The organism is Nonomuraea sp. NPDC050643, assembly GCF_040654715.1.
GTDB lineage: Bacteria > Actinomycetota > Actinomycetes > Streptosporangiales > Streptosporangiaceae > Nonomuraea.
The window spans coordinates 24,505-45,713 of sequence record NZ_JBFAIM010000006.1; the positions used below are offsets into that span (position 1 = coordinate 24,505).

Sequence of the window (21,209 nt, forward strand, 5' to 3'; positions counted from 1 at the left end):
ATCACGTCTCCAGGGCTGCGTAAAAGTTTTTAGTCGACTGCCTACAGCATACCGTCCGGGGGTTGTCCGCGGTCGTGAGTCTCATCACAGGGGAATGGTGGCGGGCAGGCCGGGGATGCGCAGGCGGGGCGTGGCGAGGGCGGGCAGCGCCGCCAGGGCGGCCGCGGCCAGGAGCGCCGTCGCGGGTGCCGTCAGGGCGAGCAGGGCCAGGGCCACGGCGGCCACTCCGGCCAGGGCCTTGGCGCTGTAGATGACCGCGTGGATCTCGCCGGCTCCCTCGGCGCCGAAGAACTCGCGTACGAGGCTGGCGAGCAGGGGATAGAAAGCGCCCCCGCCCAGCCCGGCCGCCACGGCCCCGAGCCACAGCAACGGCCCGCCCGCCACCACGTCCGCAACAGCGGCTCCCGCCGCGCCCGCGCTCGCTCCGGTGGTGGAGGTCGTGCCGACGGCGAGGAGGACCTGGCCGACGGCCAGGGCGCCGAGTACGGCGGCCAGGGTCCGGCGGCGGCCGAACAGCTCCGCGGCGCGCATGGCCACCGAGCGGCTGGCGCCGTTGAGCGTCACCAGCAGCGCCAGCGCGCCCCACGAGCCCGTCCCGGCCACCACGATCACGTCGAACACCGACACGGCCCCCGCGCACGTCAGGATCAGCGCCAGGGCCGGAAGCGTACGGGTGCGCAGCGCCTGGGCCAGCGGGAACTGCTTGGCCGCCTCGGGGGCGGTGCGCAGCCGGGCCGCGTCGAGGGCGTGCGTACGCGGGTCCACGGTGTCGGGCCACCACAGTGCCGGAGGCAGTCGCAGGTGCCGGGCCGCCGCTCCGATGACGGCCACCGCGACGGCGGCGGCGACCAGGAAGGCGGCGGGCGTGGCGCCGGGGGCGATCCCGGTCCACACCAGCAGGGGCACGGCGCCGTACCCGAAGGCGCCGGTGATCAGGCCGACCCGGGCGGCGGGGCGCTCCGGGTACCAGGAGGAGACGACCTCGCCGCACACCCCGTAGACCAGGCCCGCCCCGAGCCCGCCGAGCAGCGCGTAACCCACGAAGGCGGCCACACCCAAGCCGTCACCGAGGAAGGAGAAGGCGGCCGGCCCGGTGAGCGCGGAGCCGGTGAGCGGGGCTGCGGTGAGCGCTGTGCCGGCGAAGGCGGTGCCGGTGAGCGCGGGCTCGGTGAGTGCGGGCCCGGTGAGTGCCGCTGTGGCCAGGCCGAGGCCGCTCAGCGCGGCTCCGGCGGCCAGGCAGAGGCGGACGCCCAGGCGCCGGCGGCGGACGAGGTGGAGGGCGGGCAGGGCGCCCGCGGCCTGGCAGGCGATCCACACGGCCAGGAGCGTCAGGCCGGCCGGCTCCCGGGCCAGCAGGGCGGCGTAGCCGTACTGGAGCGGGCTGATCGCGGCCATGGCCGCCAGGGCCAGCCAGAACATCCGGGTGCGGTCGGCGGGGACGGGCCCGGGGAGGTAGGAACGTCCCCGCCAGTCTCTGATTGCATTCTCCATACTGTATGGAATATCCAGAAGACAGACCGCTGTCGAGACCCTAGACGAAGGATACTCCATACGGTATACCGTCTACAAAGGAGGCTCGAATGGACCTGTACGAGTACCAGGCGAAGGAGCTCTTCGGGCGTCACGGGATCCCCGTACCGGCAGGCGGGGTCGCGACCACTCCAGCACAGGCCCGCACCATCGCGGCCGAGCTGAACGCGCCCGTGGTCATCAAGGCCCAGGTGAAGACCGGCGGACGGGGCAAGGCGGGCGGGATCAGACCGGCGGCTGGGCCGGTCGCGGCCGAGTCGGAGGCCGATCGCGTCCTCGGGATGGACATCAAGGGGCACATCGCGCGCAGCGTGCTGGTGGAGGCCGCGACCGTGCCGTTCGAGGAGTACTACGCGGCCTTCCTGGTGGACCGGGCCGAGGGCGGCTTCCTGGCGATGGTGTCGGGACAGGGCGGCATGGAGATCGAGGAGCTGGCCGCCACGAACCCCGAGGCCCTGGTGAGGTTGACGATCGACCCGGTGGCGGGCGTGGACGCCGACACCGCCCGGCTCCTGGCGGCCAAGGCGGGCCTGCCCGAGCAGGCGGCCGAGGTGCTGGAGCGGCTGTGGAAGGTGCTGGTCGCCGAGGACGCCCTGCTCGTCGAGGTGAACCCGCTGATCTGCACCACCGACCAGCGGATCGTGGCGCTCGACGGCAAGGTCACCCTGGACGACAACTCCAGCTTCCGGCACTCCTGGGAGTACGGGGAACTGTCGGACGGCTTGGAGGACCGGGCCAGGGCCAAGGGGTTGAACTACGTCAAACTGGACGGCAAGGTCGGCGTGATCGGCAACGGCGCGGGGCTGGTCATGAGCACGCTCGACGTGGTGGCCGGGGCCGGCGCCGCCCCGGCCAATTTCCTCGACATCGGCGGCGGCGCCTCCGCCCAGGTGATGGCCAACGGGCTGGAGATCATCCTGGCCGACCCCGACGTGCGCTCGGTGCTGGTCAACGTCTTCGGCGGCATCACGGCCTGTGACGCGGTGGCGAACGGCATCGTCACCGCCCTCGAACTTCTCGGCGAGCGCGGCCACGGCACGCCCATCGTCGTACGGCTGGACGGCAACAACGCCGAGGTGGGCCGGCGCATCCTCAGTGACGCCCGGCACCCGGCGGTCCGCCAGGTCTCCACCATGGACGGCGCCGCCGAGATGGCGGCCAGACTCGCGGCAGGTGTGTAAATGGCGATCTTTCTGACCAAGGGCAGCCGGGTACTCGTTCAGGGCATGACGGGCGCGGAGGGCACCCGGCACACGGCCCGCATGCTGGCCGCGGGCACCGACGTCGTCGCCGGGGTGACGCCCGGCAAGGGCGGGCGCTCGGTGGACTTCGGCGAGCGCACGGTGCCGGTGTTCGGCTCGGTCGCCGAGGCGGTCTCGGAGACCGGGGCCGACGTCTCGGTGATCTTCGTGCCGCCGCGGTTCACCGGCCCGGCCGTGGAGGAGGCCGTCGAGGCCGGGGTGCCGCTCTGCGTGGTCATCACCGAGGGCGTGCCGGTGCACGACGCCGTACGCTTCCGTGCCCTGGCCGCCGGGCGTACCAGGATCATCGGGCCGAACTGCCCCGGCCTGATCAGCCCCGGGCAGTCCTCGGCCGGGATCATCCCCGCCGACATCACCGCCGCCGGCCGCATCGGGCTGGTGTCGAAGTCGGGGACGCTGACCTACCAGCTCATGTACGAGCTGCGCGACCTCGGCTTCTCCACCGCCGTCGGCATCGGCGGCGACCCCGTGATCGGCACCACGCACATCGACTGTCTCCAGGCGTTCCAGCAGGACCCGGGGACCGACGCCATCGTCATGATCGGCGAGATCGGCGGCGACGCCGAGGAGCGTGCCGCCGCCTTCATCGCCGCGAACGTCACCAAGCCCGTGGTCGCCTACGTGGCCGGGTTCACCGCGCCGGAGGGCAAGACCATGGGGCACGCGGGCGCGATCGTGTCCGGCTCGTCCGGCACCGCCCAGGCCAAGAAGGAGGCCCTGGAGGCGGTCGGCGTCAGGGTCGGGCGCACCCCGTCGGAGACGGCCCGCCTCATGCGGTCGGTCCTGGCCCGGGAGGGGGTGCCGTCGTGAGGTTCGACGTCAACCTGTCCATCCTCTTCACCGACCTGCCGCTGCTGGAGCGCCCGGCCGCGGCGGCCAAGGCCGGGTTCGACGCGGTCGAGCTGTGGTGGCCGTTCGCCTCGCCCGACCCCGGCGGCGGCGAGCTCTCGGCGCTGCGGCAGGCCATCGAGGACGCCGGCGTCCGGCTCGCCGGGCTGAACTTCGACGCCGGGGACATGGCGGCGGGCGAGCGCGGCCTGCTGGCCAGGCCGGACGGCTCGGCCCGCTTCCAGGCCAACATCGACGTCGCGGTCCAGCTCGCGGGGGAGCTGGGCTGCGGGGTCCTCAACGCCCTGTACGGCAACGGCCCCGGCACCGACCGGGACCTGGCGGTGGCCAACCTGCGCAGGGCGGCCGACGCGGCGGCCGGCATCGGCGCGACCGTGGTCGTCGAGGCGCTCAACTCCCACGAGAACCCGCACTATCCGATCACGTCGGCGGGGACGGCGTTCGAGCTGATCGACCAGGTGGGCAGGGAGAACGTGGCCTTCCTGGCCGACCTCTACCACCTGCACCGGATGGGCGAGAACGTGCTCGCGCTCATCGACCGGCACGCGGCCAGGTTCGGCCACGTGCAGATCGCCGACGACCCGGGAAGAGGGCGGCCGGGCAGCGGGCGCATGCCGTACGCGGAGATCTTCGCGCGGCTGGAGGCCGTGGGCTACGCCGGTTACGTCGGCCTGGAGTACCGGCACGAGGGGCCGGGCGCGTTCGACTGGAGGCAGACATGAACATCGGGTTCGTCGGCTTGGGGATCATGGGCAGCCCGATGGCGGCCAATCTCCTCAAGGCCGGACATGTCGTTACTGGATATGACGTGAGCGAGGCGCGCATCGAGCAGCTCGTCGGGCTGGGCGGCAAGGGCGCCTCGGGCGTCGTCGCGGCGATCGCCGGGGCCGACGCCGTGGTGACGATGCTGCCCGACTCGCCGCAGGTGGAGGAGGTCGCGCCACTGATCGTCGAGTACGGCAGGCCGAACCTGCTCTACATCGACATGAGCACGATCAAGCCCGAGACCTCGCGCTGGGTCGCCCAGAAGGCGGCGGCGGTGGGCGTACGGGCGCTCGACGCCCCCGTCAGCGGCGGCGAGCGCGGCGCCGTCGACGGCACCCTGTCGATCATGGTGGGCGGGGCCGCCGCGGACGTCGAGGCGGCCGGGCCCGTTCTGGGGTGCCTCGGGACGACCGTCGTGCACGTCGGCCCGGCCGGCGCCGGGCAGACGGTGAAGGCCGCCAACCAGCTCGTCGTCGGCGGCATCTATGGCCTCGTCTCGGAGGCGATCGTGCTGCTCGAGGCGTCCGGCGTGGACCCGGGCGCCGGGCTCGACGTGCTCGCCGGCGGGCTGGCCGGCTCCCGGATCCTGGAGCTCAAGCGGCACACCATGGTCAAGCGCGAGTTCGCCCCCGGCTTCCGCATCGACCTGCACCACAAGGACATGGGCATCGCCGTCGCGGCCGCCCGCGAGGCCGGGGTCAGCCTGCCGCTCACCGGCCAGGTCGCCCAGCTCGTGGCCGCCGCCAGGGCCCAGGGCCACGGCTCGCTCGACCACTCCGCCCTGCTCAAGGTGATCGAAAGGCTCAACGCATGAAGCGCATCCCGTGCATGGAGGCCGTGGTGGCGGTGCTGGAGTCGGAGGGCGTGGACACGGTCTTCGGCATCCCCGGCGCGGCCATCCTGCCGCTGTACGCGGCGCTGCAGCACAGCTCGATCCGGCACATCACCGTCCGCCACGAGGAGGGCGGCACCCACGCCGCCGACGGCTGGGCCAGGGTGACCGGGAACGTCGGCGTCTGCATCGGCACCTCCGGCCCCGCCGGCACGAACATGATCACCGGCCTCTACACCGCGCTGGCCGACTCGATCCCCATGATCTGCGTGACCGGGCAGGCCGTGACCTCCAAGCTGCACCAGGAGGCGTTCCAGGCGGTCGACATCGTGGAGATCGCCCGGCCGGTGACGAAGTGGGCGGTCCAGCTCAAGGAGCCCGCCCAGGCGCCCTGGGTGTTCAGGGAGGCGTTCCGGATCGCCCGCTCGGGACGGCCCGGCCCCGTGCTCATCGACCTGCCGGTCGACGTCCAGCGCGGCTCCTGCCTGTACGACCGGGACCTGGACGAGCCGCTGCCCGTCGAGCAGCCGAAGCCGCTGCCCAAGGCGGTGCGCGCGGCCATGGACCTGCTGGAGGAGGCCAGGCGGCCGATCATCCTGGCCGGCGGCGGCGTGATCGTCGGCGAGGCGTGGGACGAGCTGCGCGCGCTGGCCGAGCACCTCCAGGTGCCCGTCCAGGTGACGCTCATGGGCAAGGGCGCCTTCCCCGAGGACCACCCGCTGTTCGCTGGGATGGCCGGCATCCAGACCCAGACGCGGTGGGGCAACGCCGCGTTCCTGGCCAGTGACCTCGTCCTGGCCGTGGGGGCCAGGTTCGGCGACCGGCACACCGGCGACCTCGACGTCTACCGGCGCGGGCGCAAGTTCGTGCACGTGGACATCGAGCCGACGCAGCTCGGCCGCGTCTTCGAGCCCGACCTCGGCATCGTCGGGCACGCCCGGCCGGTGCTGGCGGAGCTGCGCGACGAGGCGCGCCGCCGTGGCGGCCCCCGTGAGCCGGGCAAATGGGTGCGCAAGGTCGGCGAGCTACGCAGCACGATGGGGCGCCGCGACGACTTCGACGACGTGCCGATCAAGCCGCCCAGGGTGTTCAAGGAGATCAACGAGTATTTCGGCAGGGACACCACGTTCGTCACCGCCATCGGGCTGTACCAGATCTGGTCGGGGCAGTTCCAGACGACGTACCTGCCGCGCCGCTACCTGGTCTGCGGGCAGGCCGGGCCGCTGGGCTGGGAGGTGCCCGCCGCGATGGGGGTCAAGCTCGCCCATCCCGAGCGGCAGGTCGTGGCGGTGGTCGGCGACTACTCCTTCCAGTTCCTGATGGAGGAGGTGGCGGTGGCGGCCCAGTACCGGGTGCCGTTCGTCATCGTCATGATCAACAACGAGTATCTCGGCCTCATCAGGCAGGCGGAGCTCCCGTACGGCATGAACTACGCCGTGGACCTGCACTACGGGGAGGGCGGTATCGACCATGTCAAGGCCATGGAGGCGTTCGGCTGCCCGGCGCGCCGCGTGGAGCTGCCGGGCGACCTGCGCGACGCGCTGGCCTGGGCATCGGCCGAGGCGGCGCGCGAGCGGCTGCCGGTGCTCGTGGAGGTGATGGTGGAACGCGAGGCGAACGCCGCCATGGGGCCCTCGCTCGAGGCGATCAAGGAGTTCGAGCCGCTGCCCGAGCTCATCACCGCGGACTGGTCGGACTGAGGAGGAGCGCATGCAGCTCAAGCCGGGTACGTCCTGGCGGGACGCCTACCAGCAGTGCTGTACGGCGGCGCCCGAGGCCTTTCACGACGACCGGGTGCTGAACCACTGGGGCGGCATCTGGCACCGCGACGGGCGCCCCGTGCCCGGTTTCTCACCGGTCGACGGCACCGCCATCGCCGGACCGCCCCGGCTCGACCGGGCGGGCGCCGGACGGGCGGTGGCGGGCGCCGCCGAGGAGCACCGGCGCTGGCGCTACCTGCCGCTCGCCGAGCGCAAGGCCATGGTCTCCGCGGCCGTGGAGTCCATGGCCGAGCACCGCGACCTGCTGGCCCTGCTGCTGGTCTGGGAGATCGGCAAGCCGTGGAAGACCGCCCGCGCCGACGTGGACCGGTGCCTGGACGGCGTGCGCTGGTATCTCGGCGAGATCGACCGCATGGTGGACGGGCGGACCCCGCTGCCCGGCCCGGTCAGCAACATCGCGAGCTGGAACTACCCGATGAGCGTGCTCATGCACGCCATGCTCGTGCAGGCGCTGGCCGGCAACGCGGTGATCGCCAAGACCCCCACCGACGGCGGGCTGTGCTGCCTCACCCTCGCCTGCGCGCTGGCCGTCCGGGAAGGGCTGCCGTTCACGCTGGTCAGCGGGGGAGGGGCGGAGCTGTCACCGGTGCTGGTGGCGAGCCGCTCGCTGGGGTGCGTGTCGTTCGTGGGCGGCCGGGACGCGGGCGCCAAGGTGGTGACCTCGCTGGCCGACCTCGGGCGCCGGCACGTGCTGGAGCAGGAGGGGCTCAACTGCTGGGGCGTGTGGGGGTACGGCGACTGGGACCAGCTCACCCGGCAGATCCGCGCGTCCTTCGACTACGGCAAACAGCGGTGCACCGCCTATCCCCGGTTCGTGGTGCAGCGGTCGCTGTTCCACGAGTTCCTGGGGGCGTACCTGGAGGCCGTGGGGTCGCTGCGGTACGGTCACCCGCTCGCGGTCGCCGATCCGGACGACCCGCTGCCGGAGCTGGACTTCGGGCCGCTGATCAACGCCTCGAAGGCCAAGGAACTGGCCGACCAGGTGGACGAGGCGATCGGGCGGGGCGGTGTGCCGATCCACCGGGCGTCCCTCGACGACGGACATTTCCTGCCGGGGCAGGATATTTCCGCATACTTTGCTCCGACCGCCCTGCTCAACCCGCCGCCCTCCTCACCGCTCCACCACGCCGAGCCGTTCGGGCCGGTGGACACGATCGTGCTGGTGGACACCGAGGCGGAGCTGCTGGCCGCCATGAACGCCAGCAACGGCGCCCTGGTCGCCACCCTGTCCTGCGACGAGGAGGAGACCTTCCACCGGCTGGCGCCCGAGGTGCGGGCGTTCAAGGTGGGCCACAACAGGCCGCGCTCGCGCGGCGACCGCGAGGAGTTGTTCGGCGGGCTCGGCGCGTCGTGGCGCGGGGCGTTCGTCGGCGGCGACCTGCTCGTCCGCGCCGCCACCACCGGCCAGGACGGCGACCGCCTGCCGGGCAACTTCCCCAGCTACACGCTGCGTCCCTAGCCGCGCACCGCCCCTGGAAGGCCCCGGAGCCCTGGCCCGAAACCCTGGCCCGAGGCTCTAAAAGGCCCCGAAGCGGGTCGCCGCCAGCAGGACGAGAAAGGTCAGCATGGCGACCCGCATCAACTTCCCGCCGTAGCCCAGCGACGGCCACGACAGATAGGCCAGCCAGCCGATGAACGCGAGCACCGGCAGCACGGCCACGCCGCCGAGCGGATTGGTCACGGCGAACCCCGCCAGCAGCAGGATCACCAGCACGACAGGCGTCAGCCACCGGGGCACCTGGGTGAACAGGAACGTCATCGGCACCGCGCTGCGCTGCTCGACGGCCTTGCGCAGGCCGGTCGCGCCGGGCGTGAAGAACTGCTCGCCCTGGGGCAGCGGGCGGCGCTTGTTGTCAGGGGCCACGGCACAGAGCCTACGGGAGTTCGGGCAACGGCGGCGGTGAGCGCCTCTAGGCTGGTCGAGTGCTCGCCGTGATCCGATACACCGTCCCAGAGTCCCAGTCCCAAGACTTCGTCAAGCAGGGCCACACGATCCTCGACACGTTCGCGGAGCAGCCCGGCTACCAGCGCGGCAGATTGGCCCGCTCGGTAGATGAGCCCAATCTCTGGGCATTGATCACGGAATGGGAGGGCGCCGGGTTCTATCGACGGGCGCTCTCCGCCGCGCGGATGGTGATGTATCCACTGATGATTCTCATGGTCAACGAACCCAGCGCGTACGAGGACGTCTACACGCGGGACGGGGCGTAACATTACTCGCGCGCGAGAGCGGGCGACCGTCCCCTAAGCTGGGATCTCACCGAATTACCCTCGCCGACCTCCAGCCGGAAAGAGAATCAACCAAAATGGCACGACGCAACGACGTCATGGACACCATCGTCAGCCTCGCCAAACGCCGCGGGCTCGTATACCCGTCGAGCGAGATCTACGGCGGATTGCGCGCGTCGTGGGACTACGGTCCACTGGGTGTCGAGCTGAAGAACAACGTCAAGCGGCAGTGGTGGCTGTCGATGGTCCAGTCGCGCGACGACGTGGTGGGCCTCGACTCCTCCGTCATCCTGGCGCCCGAGGTCTGGCGGGCCAGCGGCCACGTCGAGACCTTCACCGACCCGCTCACCGAGTGCCTGTCCTGCCACAAGCGCTTCCGCGCCGATCACCTGATCGAGGCCTACGAGGAGAAGAACGGCAAGACGCCCGAGGGCGGCCTGGCCGACATCACCTGCCCCAACTGCGGCAACAAGGGCACCTTCACCGAGCCCCGGCAGTTCAGCGGCCTGCTGAAGACCTTCCTCGGCCCGGTCGAAGACGAGTCGGGCCTGGCCTGGCTGCGCCCCGAGACCGCGCAGGGCATCTTCATCAACTACCTCAACGTGCAGCAGTCCGCGCGCCGGAAGATCCCGTTCGGCATCGGCCAGATCGGCAAGTCGTTCCGCAACGAGATCACGCCGGGCAACTTCATCTTCCGCACCCGCGAGTTCGAGCAGATGGAGATGGAGTTCTTCGTCAAGCCGGGCACCGACGAGGAATGGCACCAATACTGGATCGACGAGCGCTTCCGCTGGTATTCCGACCTGGGCATCACCAAGGACAACCTGCGGCTCTACGAGCACCCCAAGGACAAGCTGTCCCACTACAGCAAGCGCACCGTCGACATCGAATACCGCTTCGGCTTCACCGGCTCGGAGTGGGGTGAGCTCGAGGGCGTCGCCAACCGCACCGACTTCGACCTGACCGCCCACTCCAAGGCGTCGGGCACCGACCTCAGCTTCTTCGAGCAGGACACCGGGGAGCGCTACGTCCCCTACGTCATCGAGCCGGCGGCCGGTGTCGACCGGGCCACGCTGACGTTCCTCCTCGACGCCTACACCGAGGACGAGGCGCCCAACGCCAAGGGCGTCATGGAGAAGCGCACGGTCATGCGGCTCGACCACCGGCTCGCCCCGGTCAAGGCCGCCGTGCTGCCGCTGTCGCGCAACACCGACCTGTCGCCGAAGGCCCGCGACCTGGCCGCGGCGCTCCGCCGCCGGTGGAACGTGGAGTTCGACGACGCGGGCGCGATCGGCCGCCGCTACCGCCGCCAGGACGAGATCGGCACGCCGTTCTGCATCACGGTCGACTTCGACACGCTGGAGGACCAGGCGGTGACGGTCCGCGAGCGCGACTCGATGAACCAGGAGCGCATCGGCATCGACAACGTCGAGTCCTACCTGCGCCAGCACCTGAACGACTGACCGCCGTTCCGCGTTCGCGCCGGCGTCCGAACGGTTGATCGCCGTTTGAAAAGGCCGCTCGCCGATATCGGCGGGCGGCCTTTCACGCCCTTTTACGGCAAGCCACCCCACCCCTCCCACGGCGCCCGGCGCACGACCCTCCAGGGAGACGCTCCTCCGCCTCACCGGCGCGCCGCCGTGACGCGCGCACGCTTCACCGGCTCCGTGGTCATTCGACGCCGGATACGTCCCAGATCAGAGTGGTCCAATTTTTGACCAGATGTGGCCGCCTTGATTGACAAATCTCCGGCATACGCGGACATTGCGGGCATCTCTAGCGGCAATCGGGGGCTGTTTTTCACGGAGGCGCGATGAAGCGCACGTTCATCATGTTCGCCAGCATGCTTCTGTTACTCACCTCTATCGCCGTCCTCCCTGCCTCGGCTGTGCCGAAGCCTCCGGCCGGGCCCGATGGCGTGTTCGTCTACACCGGCGAGCTCTCCGCCGACCAACTGGCCAAGCTCGTCGCCTCGGGCGTGGACCGCGAGGAGATGCGGATCGTCAAGCGGGCCGACGGCAAGGTCACCGTCGAGGTGATCCTGGCCGCCGCGATGGCCGCCACGCTCGCCGAGCAGGGTGTCACCCTGCGCGCCCAGACCTCGGCGGCCCGGGCGGCGCAGCAGCAGGACGGGGTCTTCAAGCGGTACGCGGGCGCGGGCGGCATCCGCGAGGAGATCGTCGCCGCCGCCAACGCCAAGCCGGGCATCGCCAAGGTCGTCAACCTCGGCAACAGCCTCAACGGCACGCCGATCACCGCGATCAAGGTGACCAAGAACGCCCGGAGCCTGGCCGACGGCAAGCGCCCGGCCATGCTGTACTCGGCCGCCCAGCACGCCCGCGAGTGGATCACACCCGAGATGGTGCGGCGGCTGCTGCACCACTTCCTCAACGGCTACGGGACCGACGCCGAGCTGACCCGGATCGTGAACACCACCGAGTTGTGGTTCATGCCGGTCGCCAACCCCGACGGCTACGACTACACCTTCACGCCCGGCAACCGGCTGTGGCGCAAGAACCTGCGGGACAACGACGGCGACGGCCAGATCACCAGCGCCGACGGCGTCGACCCCAACCGAAACTTCGCCTACAAGTGGGGCTACGACGACGAGGGCTCCTCGAGCCTGCCCTCCAGCCAGACCTACCGCGGCCGGGCGCCGCAGTCCGAGCCGGAGACCGTGGCGTACGACAACCTCACCAAGCGGGTGCGGTTCACGTACCTGCTGAACTACCACTCCGCGGCCATGCTGCTCCTGTACGGGATCGGCTGGCAGCAGGCCACCCCGTCGCCCGACGACCTGATCTTCGAGGCCATGCTGGGTGACGACGCCACCCCGGCGGTGCCGACGTACGACCCGGACATCGGAGCCGAGCTCTACACCACCAACGGCGAGACCGACGGGCACATGACCAACGTCCGCAAGATCATGTCGATCACGCCCGAGATGTCCACGTGCGAGTCGGCGGCCGAGAAGTACCCGGACGACGAGTGGACGCTCGAGACCTGCGCGGGCGGGCTCGGGTTCACCTTCCCCGACGACGAACGGCTCATCCAGGAGGAGTTCCTCATGAACGTCCCCCTGGCCGTCGCCGCGGCCAAGTCCGTGCAGACGCCGGACCGGCCCGTCTCGGTCGTCGGGCGCACGGTGCCCGACTTCGCGCCGGACTCCTTCACCCTCTCGTACGGCGACCCGCAGCCCGTGGCCGTCACGGCCCGCCGGTCGCTGCAGACCAAGGTGCTGCGCTTCCGCATCAACAACGGCCCGACGCAGACCAGGCCACTGAGCGAGTGGAAGGGCGGCGAGCGGTACGGCGACGAGAACGACCTGTACTTCGCCGAGTACCGCGCCACCGTCAGCGGCGCGAGACCGGGTGACAAGGTCGAGGTCTGGTTCCAGGGCTTCAAGCCCGGCGCCGGCGTCGTTTCCAGCTCGCACTTCACCTACCGGCTGGCCAAGGACTCCGCGGCCAAGGTGCTGGTGGTGGCCAACGAGGACTACACCGGCTTCAACCCGGACTACCCGCCCTCGGTGACCGCGCCCAAGTACGCCACCAAGTACCGCCAGGCCCTGCAGGCCGCCGGCTACGCCTCCGAGACGTGGGACGTGGACGCCCAGGGCGTGCCGCACCACCTCGGCGTGCTGTCGCACTTCAAGGCCCTGGTGTGGGAGCTGGGCGACAACCGGCTGTCGATGGACCAGCAGGACGTGGTCACCGTGACCCCGCTCGGCAACCTCCCCGACGCCGACGTCAAACGGTCGCAGCAGGACCTGACCATCTCCGTCCGCGACTACCTCAACGAGGGAGGCAAACTCCTCTACACCGGCGAGACGGCCGGCTACTACGGCATTCTCGACACGATCGTCGGCGGCATCTACTACGGCATCGACGGCAACCCCGACGGCGACTGCGTGGTCACCACCATCCAGGGCCTGTTCGACGAGTGCCTGCTGCTGGCCGACGACTTCACCCAGTACTACATGGGCCTCGCCGGGCGCATCCCGCGGGCCGCCCCGAGCGGCTTCACCGGCACTGGCCCGCTGGCGGGCATCAGCGGCACGTTCGGCGGTCCCGCCACGGTGGACAACCCGCTGAACGAGGCCGGGGTGCTGCTGCCCATGGGGACGGACTTCCCGCGGTTCACCGGCACACCGGCGGCGGACTACCAGCTCGGCACGCCGGGGCCGTTCGACCCCATCGAGGGCCAGTGGTACGTGGCCGGGGCGCACGCCGACGACTCGTACATGCGGCTGACCAGGACGGTCAACCTGGGGTCCGTGACGGCGGCGCAGCAGCCGCGGCTCGCCTTCCAGCTCTCCTTCGACACCGAGCCCGGCTATGACAACGTCATCGTCGAGGCCCACACCGTCGGCCAGGACAACTGGACCACGCTGCCCGACCTCAACGGCGGCACGGACACCGGCGTGCCGACCGAATGCGAGGCGGGGTTCTACCTGGCCGAGCACCCGTGGCTGGAGCACTACCTGACCGGCGGCAACCCCTGCACGGCGAGCGGCAGCACGGGCTCGTGGAACCGGTTCACCGGGGACTCGGGCGGCTGGCAGCAGGTGGCCTTCGACCTGTCCGCGTACGCGGGGCAGCAGGTCGAGGTGTCGATCAGCTACGTGACCGACCCCAGCACCGGCGGCGTGGGCGCGTTCGTCGACGACACCCGGGTCACCACCACGGGCGGCGTCGTCGAGGCCGAGGGCTTCGAGGCGGGGCTCGGGCCGTGGGCGATCCCCGGACCTCCGGCGGGCAGCCCGACCGGCGGCGGCGACTTCGTCCGGGCCCAGGCCGACAAGACGGCGGCCGTGACCACCAAGGACACGGTGCTGCTGGGCTTCGGGCTCGAACAACTCGGCAACGACGCTGAACGGAACGCGGCCCTTCGCAAGATGATCCGCTACCTGATCGGCTGACCACCACACGGGACGGCCACCTCCGCAGGGGGTGGCCGTCCTTCTGGGTGAGGTACGGCCGGCGGCCGAGCGGACGGGCCATGGTCGTCCGTTCGTGCGGGCCGTTGGGTCGGGGGCGGTTGGTCGTCCGGGCTGGGGGCTGGGTCGGCGGGTGTGTTCCGAGGGGTCGGTCAGGTGAGGTGGCGGCCGAACCAGTCGAGGACGCGGTCGTACGCCTGCGCCGCCGCCTCCGCGTTGTACCGCTGTCCCGTGTCGTTGAAGAACGCGTGCCCCACCCCGGGGAACGTGACGATCTCGTGCGTCAGCCCCGCCTTCTCCAGGGCGGCCCTGGCGGCGTCCCTGGTGGCGTTGACCCGGTCGTCCTGCTCGGCGTACACCCCCATCACGGCCGCCTTGGTCCCGGCCATGTCGGCGTTGTCCGGCAGCGGGCCGTAGAACGGGACGGCCGCCGCCAGACGGGGCTCGGCGGAGGACAGCAGCAGCCAGGTCATGCCGCCGCCGAAGCAGAAGCCCGTCATGCCGAGCTTCGCCCCCTCGGCCCGGTTGGAGAGCTCGCCCACCGCCGCCTTCATGTCGGCCACGAACCGCTCGGGCGCGATCTCCCCGAGCTTGGCCGTGGCCTGCGCGGTGTCGGCGAACGTCGCCGTGCCGCCCTCGCGGGACAGCAGGTCGAGGGCCAGGGCCGAGAAGCCGCCGGCGGCCAGGCGGCCGGAGACCGAGCGGATGTGGTCGGTGAGGCCGCGGTTCTCGTGGATGACCAGCACCGCGCCCTTCGGCTCCGCGGCGGCGGCCCAGGCGCCCTGGAGCGTCGTGCCCTCGGGGCCGGGAAACGTGATCGCCTCCGTGGGCAGCGGCGACGGTCCGGCGGGGCCGGCCGTGGCGGTGGGCGTGCCGGCCGGGGGAGAGGTCGCGGGGGAGGTCCCCGAAGCGGTGGGGGCGGCGGTCTCTGACGGCGCGCCGCACGCCGCGAGCAGGGCTGTGGCCGCGGGCAGGCCCAGGCCGAGCAGGGCGAGCCGCCGCAGCGCCTCGCGGCGGGGGATCAGGCCGTCCACGTGGTCGAGGGCGACCTCTTCTGCGAGATAGCGCTGGATGGGCGTCATGTCGGAGGTCTAACCCTCCGGACCGAAAAATCGTGTAAAGGCGGCGGTTACGCGGGCTTTCGCGGTCGCTTGATGACATTCGTCCTAAGCCGATACGAGGGACGAGGAGAACATGCGTACATCACGTTTCGCTCTTGTGTTGCTGGCGACGGCCGCGGCGCTCATGACCGGAAGCGCCGCGTTCGCCGATCCTGACCCGACCGCGCTGGAGCTGAGGCTGGTCGTGGACGACTGCCCCCTCAAGGACGTGCAGCCATGACCGACCCGGCACTGCTCGAGCGGGCCCTGTTCGAGGTCAAGCGGGTGATCGTCGGGCAGGACCAGATGGTCGAGCGGCTGCTCGTGGCGGTGCTCGCCAAGGGGCACTGCCTGCTCGAAGGCGTTCCCGGCATCGCCAAGACGCTGGCCGCCGAGACCATGGCGAAGGTCGTCGGGGGCACCTTCGCCCGCATCCAGTTCACGCCCGACCTGGTGCCCGCCGACATCGTCGGCACCAGGATCTACCGGCCCTCGACCGAGACGTTCGACGTCGAGCTGGGGCCGGTCATGGTCAACCTGCTGCTCGCCGACGAGATCAACAGGGCGCCCGCCAAGGTGCAGTCCGCCCTGCTGGAGATCATGGCCGAGCGGCAGGTCAGCATCGGCGGCGTCACCCACCAGGTGCCGAGGCCGTTCCTGGTGCTGGCCACGCAGAACCCGATCGAGTCCGAAGGCGTCTACCACCTGCCCGAGGCGCAGCGCGACCGCTTCCTCATGAAGATCGATGTGGACTATCCCTCCGAATCGGAGGAGCTGGCGATCGTCTACCGCATGAGCGTGGACCCGCCGGCGCCGCACGCCGTCCTCGACCCGGCGCACGTGGTCGCGCTGCAGCGCCGCGCCGAGGAGGTCTTCGTCCATCACGCGGTCGCCGAGTACGCCGTCCGTCTCGTGTACGCCACCCGCGACCCCGACCGGTACGGGGTGGAGGACGTACGGCGGCTGCTGGCGTTCGGGGCCAGCCCCAGGGCCACGCTCGGCCTGCTGGCGGCCGGCCGCGCGCTGGCGCTCATGCGGGGGCGCGACTACGTGCTGCCCGAGGACGTACGGGACCTGGCCCACGACGTCATGGCCCACCGGCTGGTGCTGTCGTTCGACGCGCTCGCCGACGGGGTCATGCCCCGGCAGATCGTGGACCGGGTGCTGGCCGCCGTACCGATGCCGATCATCGCCCCGCAGCAGCAGGAAGCCGTGGCATGAAGCCGTACCTGATAGCGGAGCCCGCGCTGCGCAGGCTGGAGCTGACGATCACCAGGAGGCTGGATGGGCTGCTGCAGGGCGAGCACCTCGGGCTGGTGCCAGGTCCGGGGAGCGAGCCGGCGGAGTCGCGGGCGTACCAGCCGGGGGACGACGTGCGGCGGATGGACTGGAACGTCACCGCCCGCACCAACGAGCCGCACGTGCGGGATCTGGTCGCCGACCGTGAGCTGGAGATCTGGGCCCTGCTCGACGCCACCGCCAGCATGGACTTCGGGACCGCGGCGATGGAGAAGCGGGAGCTGGCCCTGTCCGCCCTGGCCGCGGTCGGCTTCCTCACCCAGCGGACCGGCAACCGGATCGGCACCCACCTGCTGCACGGCGGCGGCGTCAGGACGTTGCCCGCCAGGACGGGCCGGCCGCACCTGATGGCGCTGCTGCAGGCGGCGTTCGCGCTGCCCCGCACCCCGCCGGGGGTGAGCGAGCCGCTGATCGGCGTGGCGGCCGACCAACTGGGCCGGGTCGTCCGCCGCCGTGGCCTGGTCGTGGTCGTGTCGGACTTCCTCGACGCGCCCGAGACCTGGGAGCTGCCGCTGCGCCGGCTCACCGCCCGGCACCAGGTGCTGGCGGTGGAGGTGCTGGACCCGCGCGAGCTGAGCCTGCCGGACGTGGGGATCCTGACGCTGATCGACCCGGAGACGGGACGGCGGCGCGAGGTCGCCACCGGCAGCGCCCGGCTGCGCCGCAGGTACGCCGAGGCGGCGGCCGAACAGCGCGACGCCATCGGGCAGGCGCTGCGCCGGGCGGGGGCGACGCACCTGCGGCTGCGTACGGACCGGGACTGGGTGCGCGACCTGGTCCGCCACGTCATGAGGCAGCGCCGCCTGGCCACGCTGGCCGCCAGCCCGGCCATGCCCAGAGCCCCGGGCGGCCCACCCTCAGGCCCACCCTCGGGCCCACCCTCAGGCGGAGGTGACGTCGCGTGACCCTCATCGCGCCGCTCTGGTTGCTGCTGCTCGTCCCCGTGGCCCTGCTCGCCCTGTCCTACGTGGTCATGGCACTGCGCAGCAGGACCTCGTACGCCGTCCGCTTCACCAACCTCGACCTGCTGGACCGGGTCGCGCCCCGGCGGCCAGGCTGGCGCAGGCACGTGCCGGCGGCGGCGCTGCTGCTCATGTTCGCGCTGCTGGTGGTCGGGTTCGCCCGGCCGACGGCCGAGGTGCAGGTGCCGAGGGAGCGGGCCACGATCATGGTGGCGTTCGACGTGTCCGCGTCGATGGGCGCGACCGACGTGGCCCCGAACCGGTTCGAGGCGGCCAAGCAGGCGGCCAGGCAGTTCGTCCAGGGGCTGCCGGAGCGGTTCAACCTGGGCCTGGTGTCGTTCTCGTCCAGCGCCTCGGTCGCCGTGCCGCCCACCGTCGACCGGCGGGTGGTCATGGACGCGCTCGACCGGCTGAGCACCGCGTCGGGCACCGCCATCGGCGAGGCCGTCTTCTCCTCCCTGGAGGCCATCGCCGCGCTCGACTCGGAGGAGGAGGCGCCACCGGCGCACATCGTGCTGCTGTCCGACGGCTCCAACACCACCGGACGCACGGTGAGCGACGCCGCGGCCGAGGCGTCCTCCAGGGGTGTCCCGGTCACGACCATCGCCTACGGCACGGCGGACGGCACGATCAGCCTGTCGGGCCGTGAGGTCCCGGTGCCGGTGGACGGGCCCGCGCTGCGCGGCCTGGCCGAGTCGGCGGGCGGCGGCTTCTACGAGGCGGCCAGTGGCGATGAGCTGCAGGCGGTCTACGAGGACATCGGCACGTCGGTCGGCTACCGCACCGAACGTCAGGAGATATGGCAGTGGTTCGTGGGGGCGGGACTGATCTTCGCGCTGATCGCGGCGGCGACGTCGATGCTGTGGTTCTCGAGGCTGCCATGAGGGGGCTCGGCGACCCGCGCGGTCCGGAGTTCCTGACCCTGCCCCTCGGCGCCCGCCAGGAGAGCGCCCAGAACGGGACACCGCGCCTCCCGGCCACGCCGTCGCAGCCGCGGCTCCCCCCTGTGACGCCGCCGCAGCCGCGATTCCCTCCGGTGCCGCCGCCGCAGCCCCGGCGGGACACCCCGCCGGGGCCCGGGAGCCCGCACAGGGGGCGCCTGCTGGTGGCCGCCGCGCTCGTCGCGGCGCTCACCGGGGCGGCGGCGGGCGTGGCGGGGGCCCGGCTCTCCGAGGGGTCCGAGCCGGCCCCCGCCGCCGCCCTCCCCCGCGTGTCCCCGGACCCGTCGGCGAGCCTGTCCGGGCTGAGCGCGACGGCGGCCCGGGTGCTGCCCAGCGTCGTCTCCATCGAGAGCGGCAGCTCGGGCGGGTCCGGGTTCGTGGTGGACGACCGCGGCCACATCCTCACCAACGCCCACGTGGTCAGGGGCAGCGACCAGGTGACGGTCGTGCTGAGCGACGGCAGCCGCCTGAGCGCCCGGGTGATCGGCGAGGACGACGACGAGGACCTGGCCGTGCTGGAGGTGAACTACCCGCGGGACCTGACGCCCGCCACGCTCGGCAGGTCGTCGGACCTGTCCGTGGGCGATCAGGTGCTCGCCATCGGCTCGCCGCTCGGCCTGTCGGGCACGGTCACCGCCGGCATCGTCAGCGCGCTGGACAGGGAGGTACGGCTGGGCGGCGCACGGCGTACGGCGGTGCAGACGGACGCGTCCATCAACCCCGGCAACTCGGGCGGCCCGCTGGTCAACGCCCGCGGCGAGGTCGTGGGGGTGAACACCGCGATCGCGAGCGGCCGGGGCGGCGGGAACATCGGCATCGGCTTCGCCATCCCCATCGACCGGGCCGCGCCCATCGCGGAACGTATCATCCGAAATTAGGGTGCAGGGCATGCGACTGCTGGTGGTGGAGGACGAGGAAGACCTGGTCGACGCGTTGCGCGTCGGTCTCGTCCGGGCCGGGTACGCGGTGGACGTCGCCTACGACGCCCCGGCGGCCCACGAGAAGTTGCAGGTCAACACGTACGACCTGGTCCTGCTCGACCTGAACCTGCCGGGCGGCGACGGCTTCCAGCTCTGCCGTACGGTGCGGTCGGGGGGCCAGGGCGTGCGGATCATCATGGTGACCGCCCGCGACCGGCTGGACGACCGCGTGCGCGGGCTCGACGAGGGGGCCGACGACTACCTGGTCAAGCCGTTCGCCTTTCCCGAGCTGCTGGCCCGGGTGCGCGCGCTGCTGCGCAGGGACGCCGGCGGCGGCACCTCCGTGCTCGAGGTGGGCGGCCTGCGGATCGACACCGCGCGGCTGGAGGTGTCGCTGGACGGCCGGTCGCTGGCCCTCACCCCCAAGGAGTACGGCGTGCTGCACTACCTGATGACCAGGCCGGGGCACGTCGTGTCCGCCGAGGAGCTGCTCGAGCACGTCTGGGACGAGCACACCGACCCGTTCACCAGCACCGTGCGCGTCACGGTCGGCAACCTGCGCCGCAAGCTGCAGGAGGACGGCCTGATCGAGACCGTGATCAGCCGGGGCTACCGGCTCAAGGAGCCGACATGATCCACACCATCCGCTTCCGGATCACCGTGCTGTACTCGGGCCTGCTGTTCGTGCTGGCCACGTTCGTGCTCGGCGGCATCTACTTCGCGGTCTCCAAGACGACGGACGAACGCCCGTACACGACGCGGTACGCCAAGACCTACAACGGCGGCCAGTACGTCGGCAGGCAGGAAGTGGTCTTCGTCGAGGAGGTCGAGAACGCGGTCAACGTCGAGACGCTGGCCACGCTGCGCAACTATTCGCTGCTCACCCTGGCCGGCCTCTACGTCGCCAGCCTGGGCATCGGCTGGGTGCTGGCCGGCCGGGTGCTGCGTCCCGTACGGTCGATCACCCGTACGACGGAGGAGATCCAGGCCACGGACCTGGCCCGGCGCATCGAGCTGCACGGGCCGCGCGACGAGCTGAAGGACCTGGCCGACACCATCGACACCATGCTCGACCGCTTGGAGGAGGGGTTCCGCGCGCAGCGCCAGCTCATCGACGACGCCTCGCACGAGCTGCGCAGCCCGCTGACCATCATCAGGGCGAACGTGGACGCCGTGCTCGCCGACCCCCAGGCCAGCGAGGAGGAGCGGACCAGGGCCGTGGTCATCGTGGACCGCGCGACCACCCGCATGACCCGGCTGGTGGAGGACCTGCTCGCCACCGCCAGGCGGCAGGGCACCGCGTTCGCCGACGCCGACCTCGACCTGTCCAGGGTGGTGGGGGAGGCGTGCGAGGAGCACGTGACCCCGGCCGCCGACAGGGACGTCACCCTCGTCCGCGACCTGGGGCGCGGGCTGGACATGACCGGCGACGCCGACGCGCTGCGCCGCGCGGTGGCCAACCTGCTGTCCAACGCCGTGCGCTTCTCGCCGCCCGGCGGCACGATCAGGGCTGCGGCGGGCAGGTCGGACGGCTGGCTGTGGGCGGCCGTCCGCGACGACGGGCCGGGGCTGCGCGAGGCCGACCAGGCGCGGGTGTTCGACCGCTTCTGGCGCGGCGACTCCAGCCGCCGCGACCGGCACACGGGCCTCGGCCTGGCGATCGTCCGCCAGATCGTGGAGTCGCACGGGGGCCGGGTGGCGGTGTTCTCGAGACTCGGGCAGGGGGCGACATTCGTCCTGTGGCTGCCCCCGCGTGACGGTGTGCCCGGATCGCCACCCGAGGACAATCCTCTCGCTTGA

The 21,209-nt window shown here is 71.7% G+C and carries 19 protein-coding genes; 16 read left to right on the top strand and 3 right to left on the bottom strand.

All coding sequences use genetic code 11. From position 1 onward, the window contains the following. Nucleotides 1–84: 84 nt before the first annotated feature. Nucleotides 85–1,491 (bottom strand): hypothetical protein, encoded by a 1,407-nt coding sequence (locus AB0I15_RS09480; protein WP_358092252.1) that lies wholly within the window; start codon nt 1,489–1,491, stop codon nt 85–87. A gap of 89 nt (nt 1,492–1,580) precedes the next feature. On the opposite strand from AB0I15_RS09480, the gene sucC reads away from it, so the two are divergent. The 6 genes from sucC to AB0I15_RS09510 are packed head-to-tail and all read left to right on the top strand — an operon-like array spanning nt 1,581 to nt 8,478. Further along, a complete protein-coding gene (sucC, locus tag AB0I15_RS09485; RefSeq protein WP_358092254.1) occupies nt 1,581–2,711 on the top strand; it encodes an ADP-forming succinate--CoA ligase subunit beta in 1,131 nt (376 codons plus the stop codon). Further along, nucleotides 2,712–3,602 (top strand): succinate--CoA ligase subunit alpha, encoded by an 891-nt coding sequence (sucD, locus tag AB0I15_RS09490; RefSeq protein ID WP_358092256.1) that lies wholly within the window; start codon nt 2,712–2,714, stop codon nt 3,600–3,602. After that, the gene (locus tag AB0I15_RS09495; protein WP_358092258.1) at nt 3,599–4,363 is read left to right on the top strand and encodes a TIM barrel protein; all 765 of its coding nucleotides are present in this window, start codon (nt 3,599–3,601) and stop codon (nt 4,361–4,363) included. Before sucD ends, AB0I15_RS09495 begins: the two co-directional genes overlap by 4 nt. After that, a complete protein-coding gene (locus tag AB0I15_RS09500) occupies nt 4,360–5,220 on the top strand; it encodes an NAD(P)-dependent oxidoreductase (RefSeq protein ID WP_358092260.1) in 861 nt (286 codons plus the stop codon). The genes AB0I15_RS09495 and AB0I15_RS09500 overlap by 4 nt, the downstream gene beginning before the upstream one ends. Continuing rightward, nucleotides 5,217–6,938 carry a glyoxylate carboligase gene (gene gcl / locus AB0I15_RS09505; protein ID WP_358092262.1) on the top strand — a complete coding sequence of 574 codons (1,722 nt, stop codon included), beginning with the start codon at nt 5,217–5,219 and terminating at the stop codon, nt 6,936–6,938. Before AB0I15_RS09500 ends, gcl begins: the two co-directional genes overlap by 4 nt. A 10-nt stretch (nt 6,939–6,948) precedes the next feature. Beyond that, nucleotides 6,949–8,478 carry an aldehyde dehydrogenase family protein gene (locus AB0I15_RS09510; protein WP_358092264.1) on the top strand — a complete coding sequence of 510 codons (1,530 nt, stop codon included), beginning with the start codon at nt 6,949–6,951 and terminating at the stop codon, nt 8,476–8,478. 57 nt (nt 8,479–8,535) lie between these two features. Here AB0I15_RS09510 and AB0I15_RS09515 read toward each other — a convergent pair whose 3' ends face one another. Beyond that, nucleotides 8,536–8,883, bottom strand: a complete 348-nt coding sequence (locus tag AB0I15_RS09515; protein ID WP_358092266.1) for a DUF6703 family protein — start codon at nt 8,881–8,883, stop codon at nt 8,536–8,538. Between the two features lie 59 nt (nt 8,884–8,942). Between AB0I15_RS09515 and AB0I15_RS09520 the strand changes: the two genes are divergently transcribed. The 3 genes from AB0I15_RS09520 (at nt 8,943) to AB0I15_RS09530 (ending at nt 14,169) form a co-directional block, all read left to right on the top strand. Further along, a complete protein-coding gene (locus AB0I15_RS09520) occupies nt 8,943–9,230 on the top strand; it encodes an antibiotic biosynthesis monooxygenase (RefSeq protein WP_358092268.1) in 288 nt (95 codons plus the stop codon). Nucleotides 9,231–9,325: 95 nt separating this feature from the next. Then, a complete protein-coding gene (locus AB0I15_RS09525) occupies nt 9,326–10,711 on the top strand; it encodes a glycine--tRNA ligase (protein WP_358092270.1) in 1,386 nt (461 codons plus the stop codon). Nucleotides 10,712–11,061: 350 nt separating this feature from the next. Beyond that, entirely contained in the window at nt 11,062–14,169 is a 3,108-nt protein-coding gene (locus AB0I15_RS09530) for a M14 family zinc carboxypeptidase (RefSeq protein ID WP_358092272.1), read from the top strand. Nucleotides 14,170–14,339: 170 nt separating this feature from the next. On the opposite strand, the gene AB0I15_RS09535 is transcribed toward AB0I15_RS09530, so the two are convergent. Beyond that, a complete protein-coding gene (locus AB0I15_RS09535; RefSeq protein WP_358092274.1) occupies nt 14,340–15,269 on the bottom strand; it encodes a dienelactone hydrolase family protein in 930 nt (309 codons plus the stop codon). Between the two features lie 112 nt (nt 15,270–15,381). Here AB0I15_RS09535 and AB0I15_RS09540 point away from each other — a divergent pair, with 112 nt between their 5' ends. From AB0I15_RS09540 to AB0I15_RS09570, 7 genes are read left to right on the top strand one after another with little or no spacing between them, the layout of a single operon-like run. After that, complete coding sequence (locus AB0I15_RS09540; RefSeq protein WP_358092276.1) at nt 15,382–15,528, top strand: hypothetical protein; 147 nt, start codon at nt 15,382–15,384, stop codon at nt 15,526–15,528. After that, entirely contained in the window at nt 15,525–16,508 is a 984-nt protein-coding gene (locus AB0I15_RS09545) for a MoxR family ATPase (protein ID WP_358092278.1), read from the top strand. Before AB0I15_RS09540 ends, AB0I15_RS09545 begins: the two co-directional genes overlap by 4 nt. Beyond that, nucleotides 16,505–17,491 carry a DUF58 domain-containing protein gene (locus AB0I15_RS09550; RefSeq protein WP_358092280.1) on the top strand — a complete coding sequence of 329 codons (987 nt, stop codon included), beginning with the start codon at nt 16,505–16,507 and terminating at the stop codon, nt 17,489–17,491. Before AB0I15_RS09545 ends, AB0I15_RS09550 begins: the two co-directional genes overlap by 4 nt. After that, the gene (locus AB0I15_RS09555) at nt 17,488–18,432 is read left to right on the top strand and encodes a VWA domain-containing protein (protein WP_358092282.1); all 945 of its coding nucleotides are present in this window, start codon (nt 17,488–17,490) and stop codon (nt 18,430–18,432) included. Before AB0I15_RS09550 ends, AB0I15_RS09555 begins: the two co-directional genes overlap by 4 nt. Then, nucleotides 18,429–19,367, top strand: a complete 939-nt coding sequence (locus tag AB0I15_RS09560) for a trypsin-like peptidase domain-containing protein (protein WP_358092284.1) — start codon at nt 18,429–18,431, stop codon at nt 19,365–19,367. The genes AB0I15_RS09555 and AB0I15_RS09560 overlap by 4 nt, the downstream gene beginning before the upstream one ends. 10 nt (nt 19,368–19,377) lie before the next feature. Next, nucleotides 19,378–20,043 (top strand): response regulator transcription factor, encoded by a 666-nt coding sequence (locus AB0I15_RS09565; RefSeq protein WP_358092286.1) that lies wholly within the window; start codon nt 19,378–19,380, stop codon nt 20,041–20,043. After that, nucleotides 20,040–21,209: a HAMP domain-containing sensor histidine kinase gene (locus AB0I15_RS09570; protein ID WP_358092288.1), complete on the top strand. Its 1,170-nt coding sequence runs from the start codon at nt 20,040–20,042 to the stop codon at nt 21,207–21,209. Before AB0I15_RS09565 ends, AB0I15_RS09570 begins: the two co-directional genes overlap by 4 nt.

What these genes read in the sequence shown, in the direction of transcription:
- AB0I15_RS09510 (WP_358092264.1), top strand. Translation starts at nt 6,949, where the DNA reads ATGCAGCTCAAGCCGGGTACGTCCTGGCGGGACGCCTACCAGCAGTGC.
- AB0I15_RS09565 (WP_358092286.1), top strand. Translation starts at nt 19,378, where the DNA reads ATGCGACTGCTGGTGGTGGAGGACGAGGAAGACCTGGTCGACGCGTTG.
- AB0I15_RS09540 (WP_358092276.1), top strand. Translation starts at nt 15,382, where the DNA reads ATGCGTACATCACGTTTCGCTCTTGTGTTGCTGGCGACGGCCGCGGCG.
- AB0I15_RS09530 (WP_358092272.1), top strand. Translation starts at nt 11,062, where the DNA reads ATGAAGCGCACGTTCATCATGTTCGCCAGCATGCTTCTGTTACTCACC.
- AB0I15_RS09550 (WP_358092280.1), top strand. Translation starts at nt 16,505, where the DNA reads ATGAAGCCGTACCTGATAGCGGAGCCCGCGCTGCGCAGGCTGGAGCTG.
- sucC (WP_358092254.1), top strand. Translation starts at nt 1,581, where the DNA reads ATGGACCTGTACGAGTACCAGGCGAAGGAGCTCTTCGGGCGTCACGGG.
- gcl (WP_358092262.1), top strand. Translation starts at nt 5,217, where the DNA reads ATGAAGCGCATCCCGTGCATGGAGGCCGTGGTGGCGGTGCTGGAGTCG.
- sucD (WP_358092256.1), top strand. Translation starts at nt 2,712, where the DNA reads ATGGCGATCTTTCTGACCAAGGGCAGCCGGGTACTCGTTCAGGGCATG.
- AB0I15_RS09480 (WP_358092252.1), bottom strand. Translation starts at nt 1,491, where the DNA reads ATGGAGAATGCAATCAGAGACTGGCGGGGACGTTCCTACCTCCCCGGG.
- AB0I15_RS09545 (WP_358092278.1), top strand. Translation starts at nt 15,525, where the DNA reads ATGACCGACCCGGCACTGCTCGAGCGGGCCCTGTTCGAGGTCAAGCGG.
- AB0I15_RS09570 (WP_358092288.1), top strand. Translation starts at nt 20,040, where the DNA reads ATGATCCACACCATCCGCTTCCGGATCACCGTGCTGTACTCGGGCCTG.
- AB0I15_RS09525 (WP_358092270.1), top strand. Translation starts at nt 9,326, where the DNA reads ATGGCACGACGCAACGACGTCATGGACACCATCGTCAGCCTCGCCAAA.
- AB0I15_RS09560 (WP_358092284.1), top strand. Translation starts at nt 18,429, where the DNA reads ATGAGGGGGCTCGGCGACCCGCGCGGTCCGGAGTTCCTGACCCTGCCC.
- AB0I15_RS09535 (WP_358092274.1), bottom strand. Translation starts at nt 15,269, where the DNA reads ATGACGCCCATCCAGCGCTATCTCGCAGAAGAGGTCGCCCTCGACCAC.
- AB0I15_RS09500 (WP_358092260.1), top strand. Translation starts at nt 4,360, where the DNA reads ATGAACATCGGGTTCGTCGGCTTGGGGATCATGGGCAGCCCGATGGCG.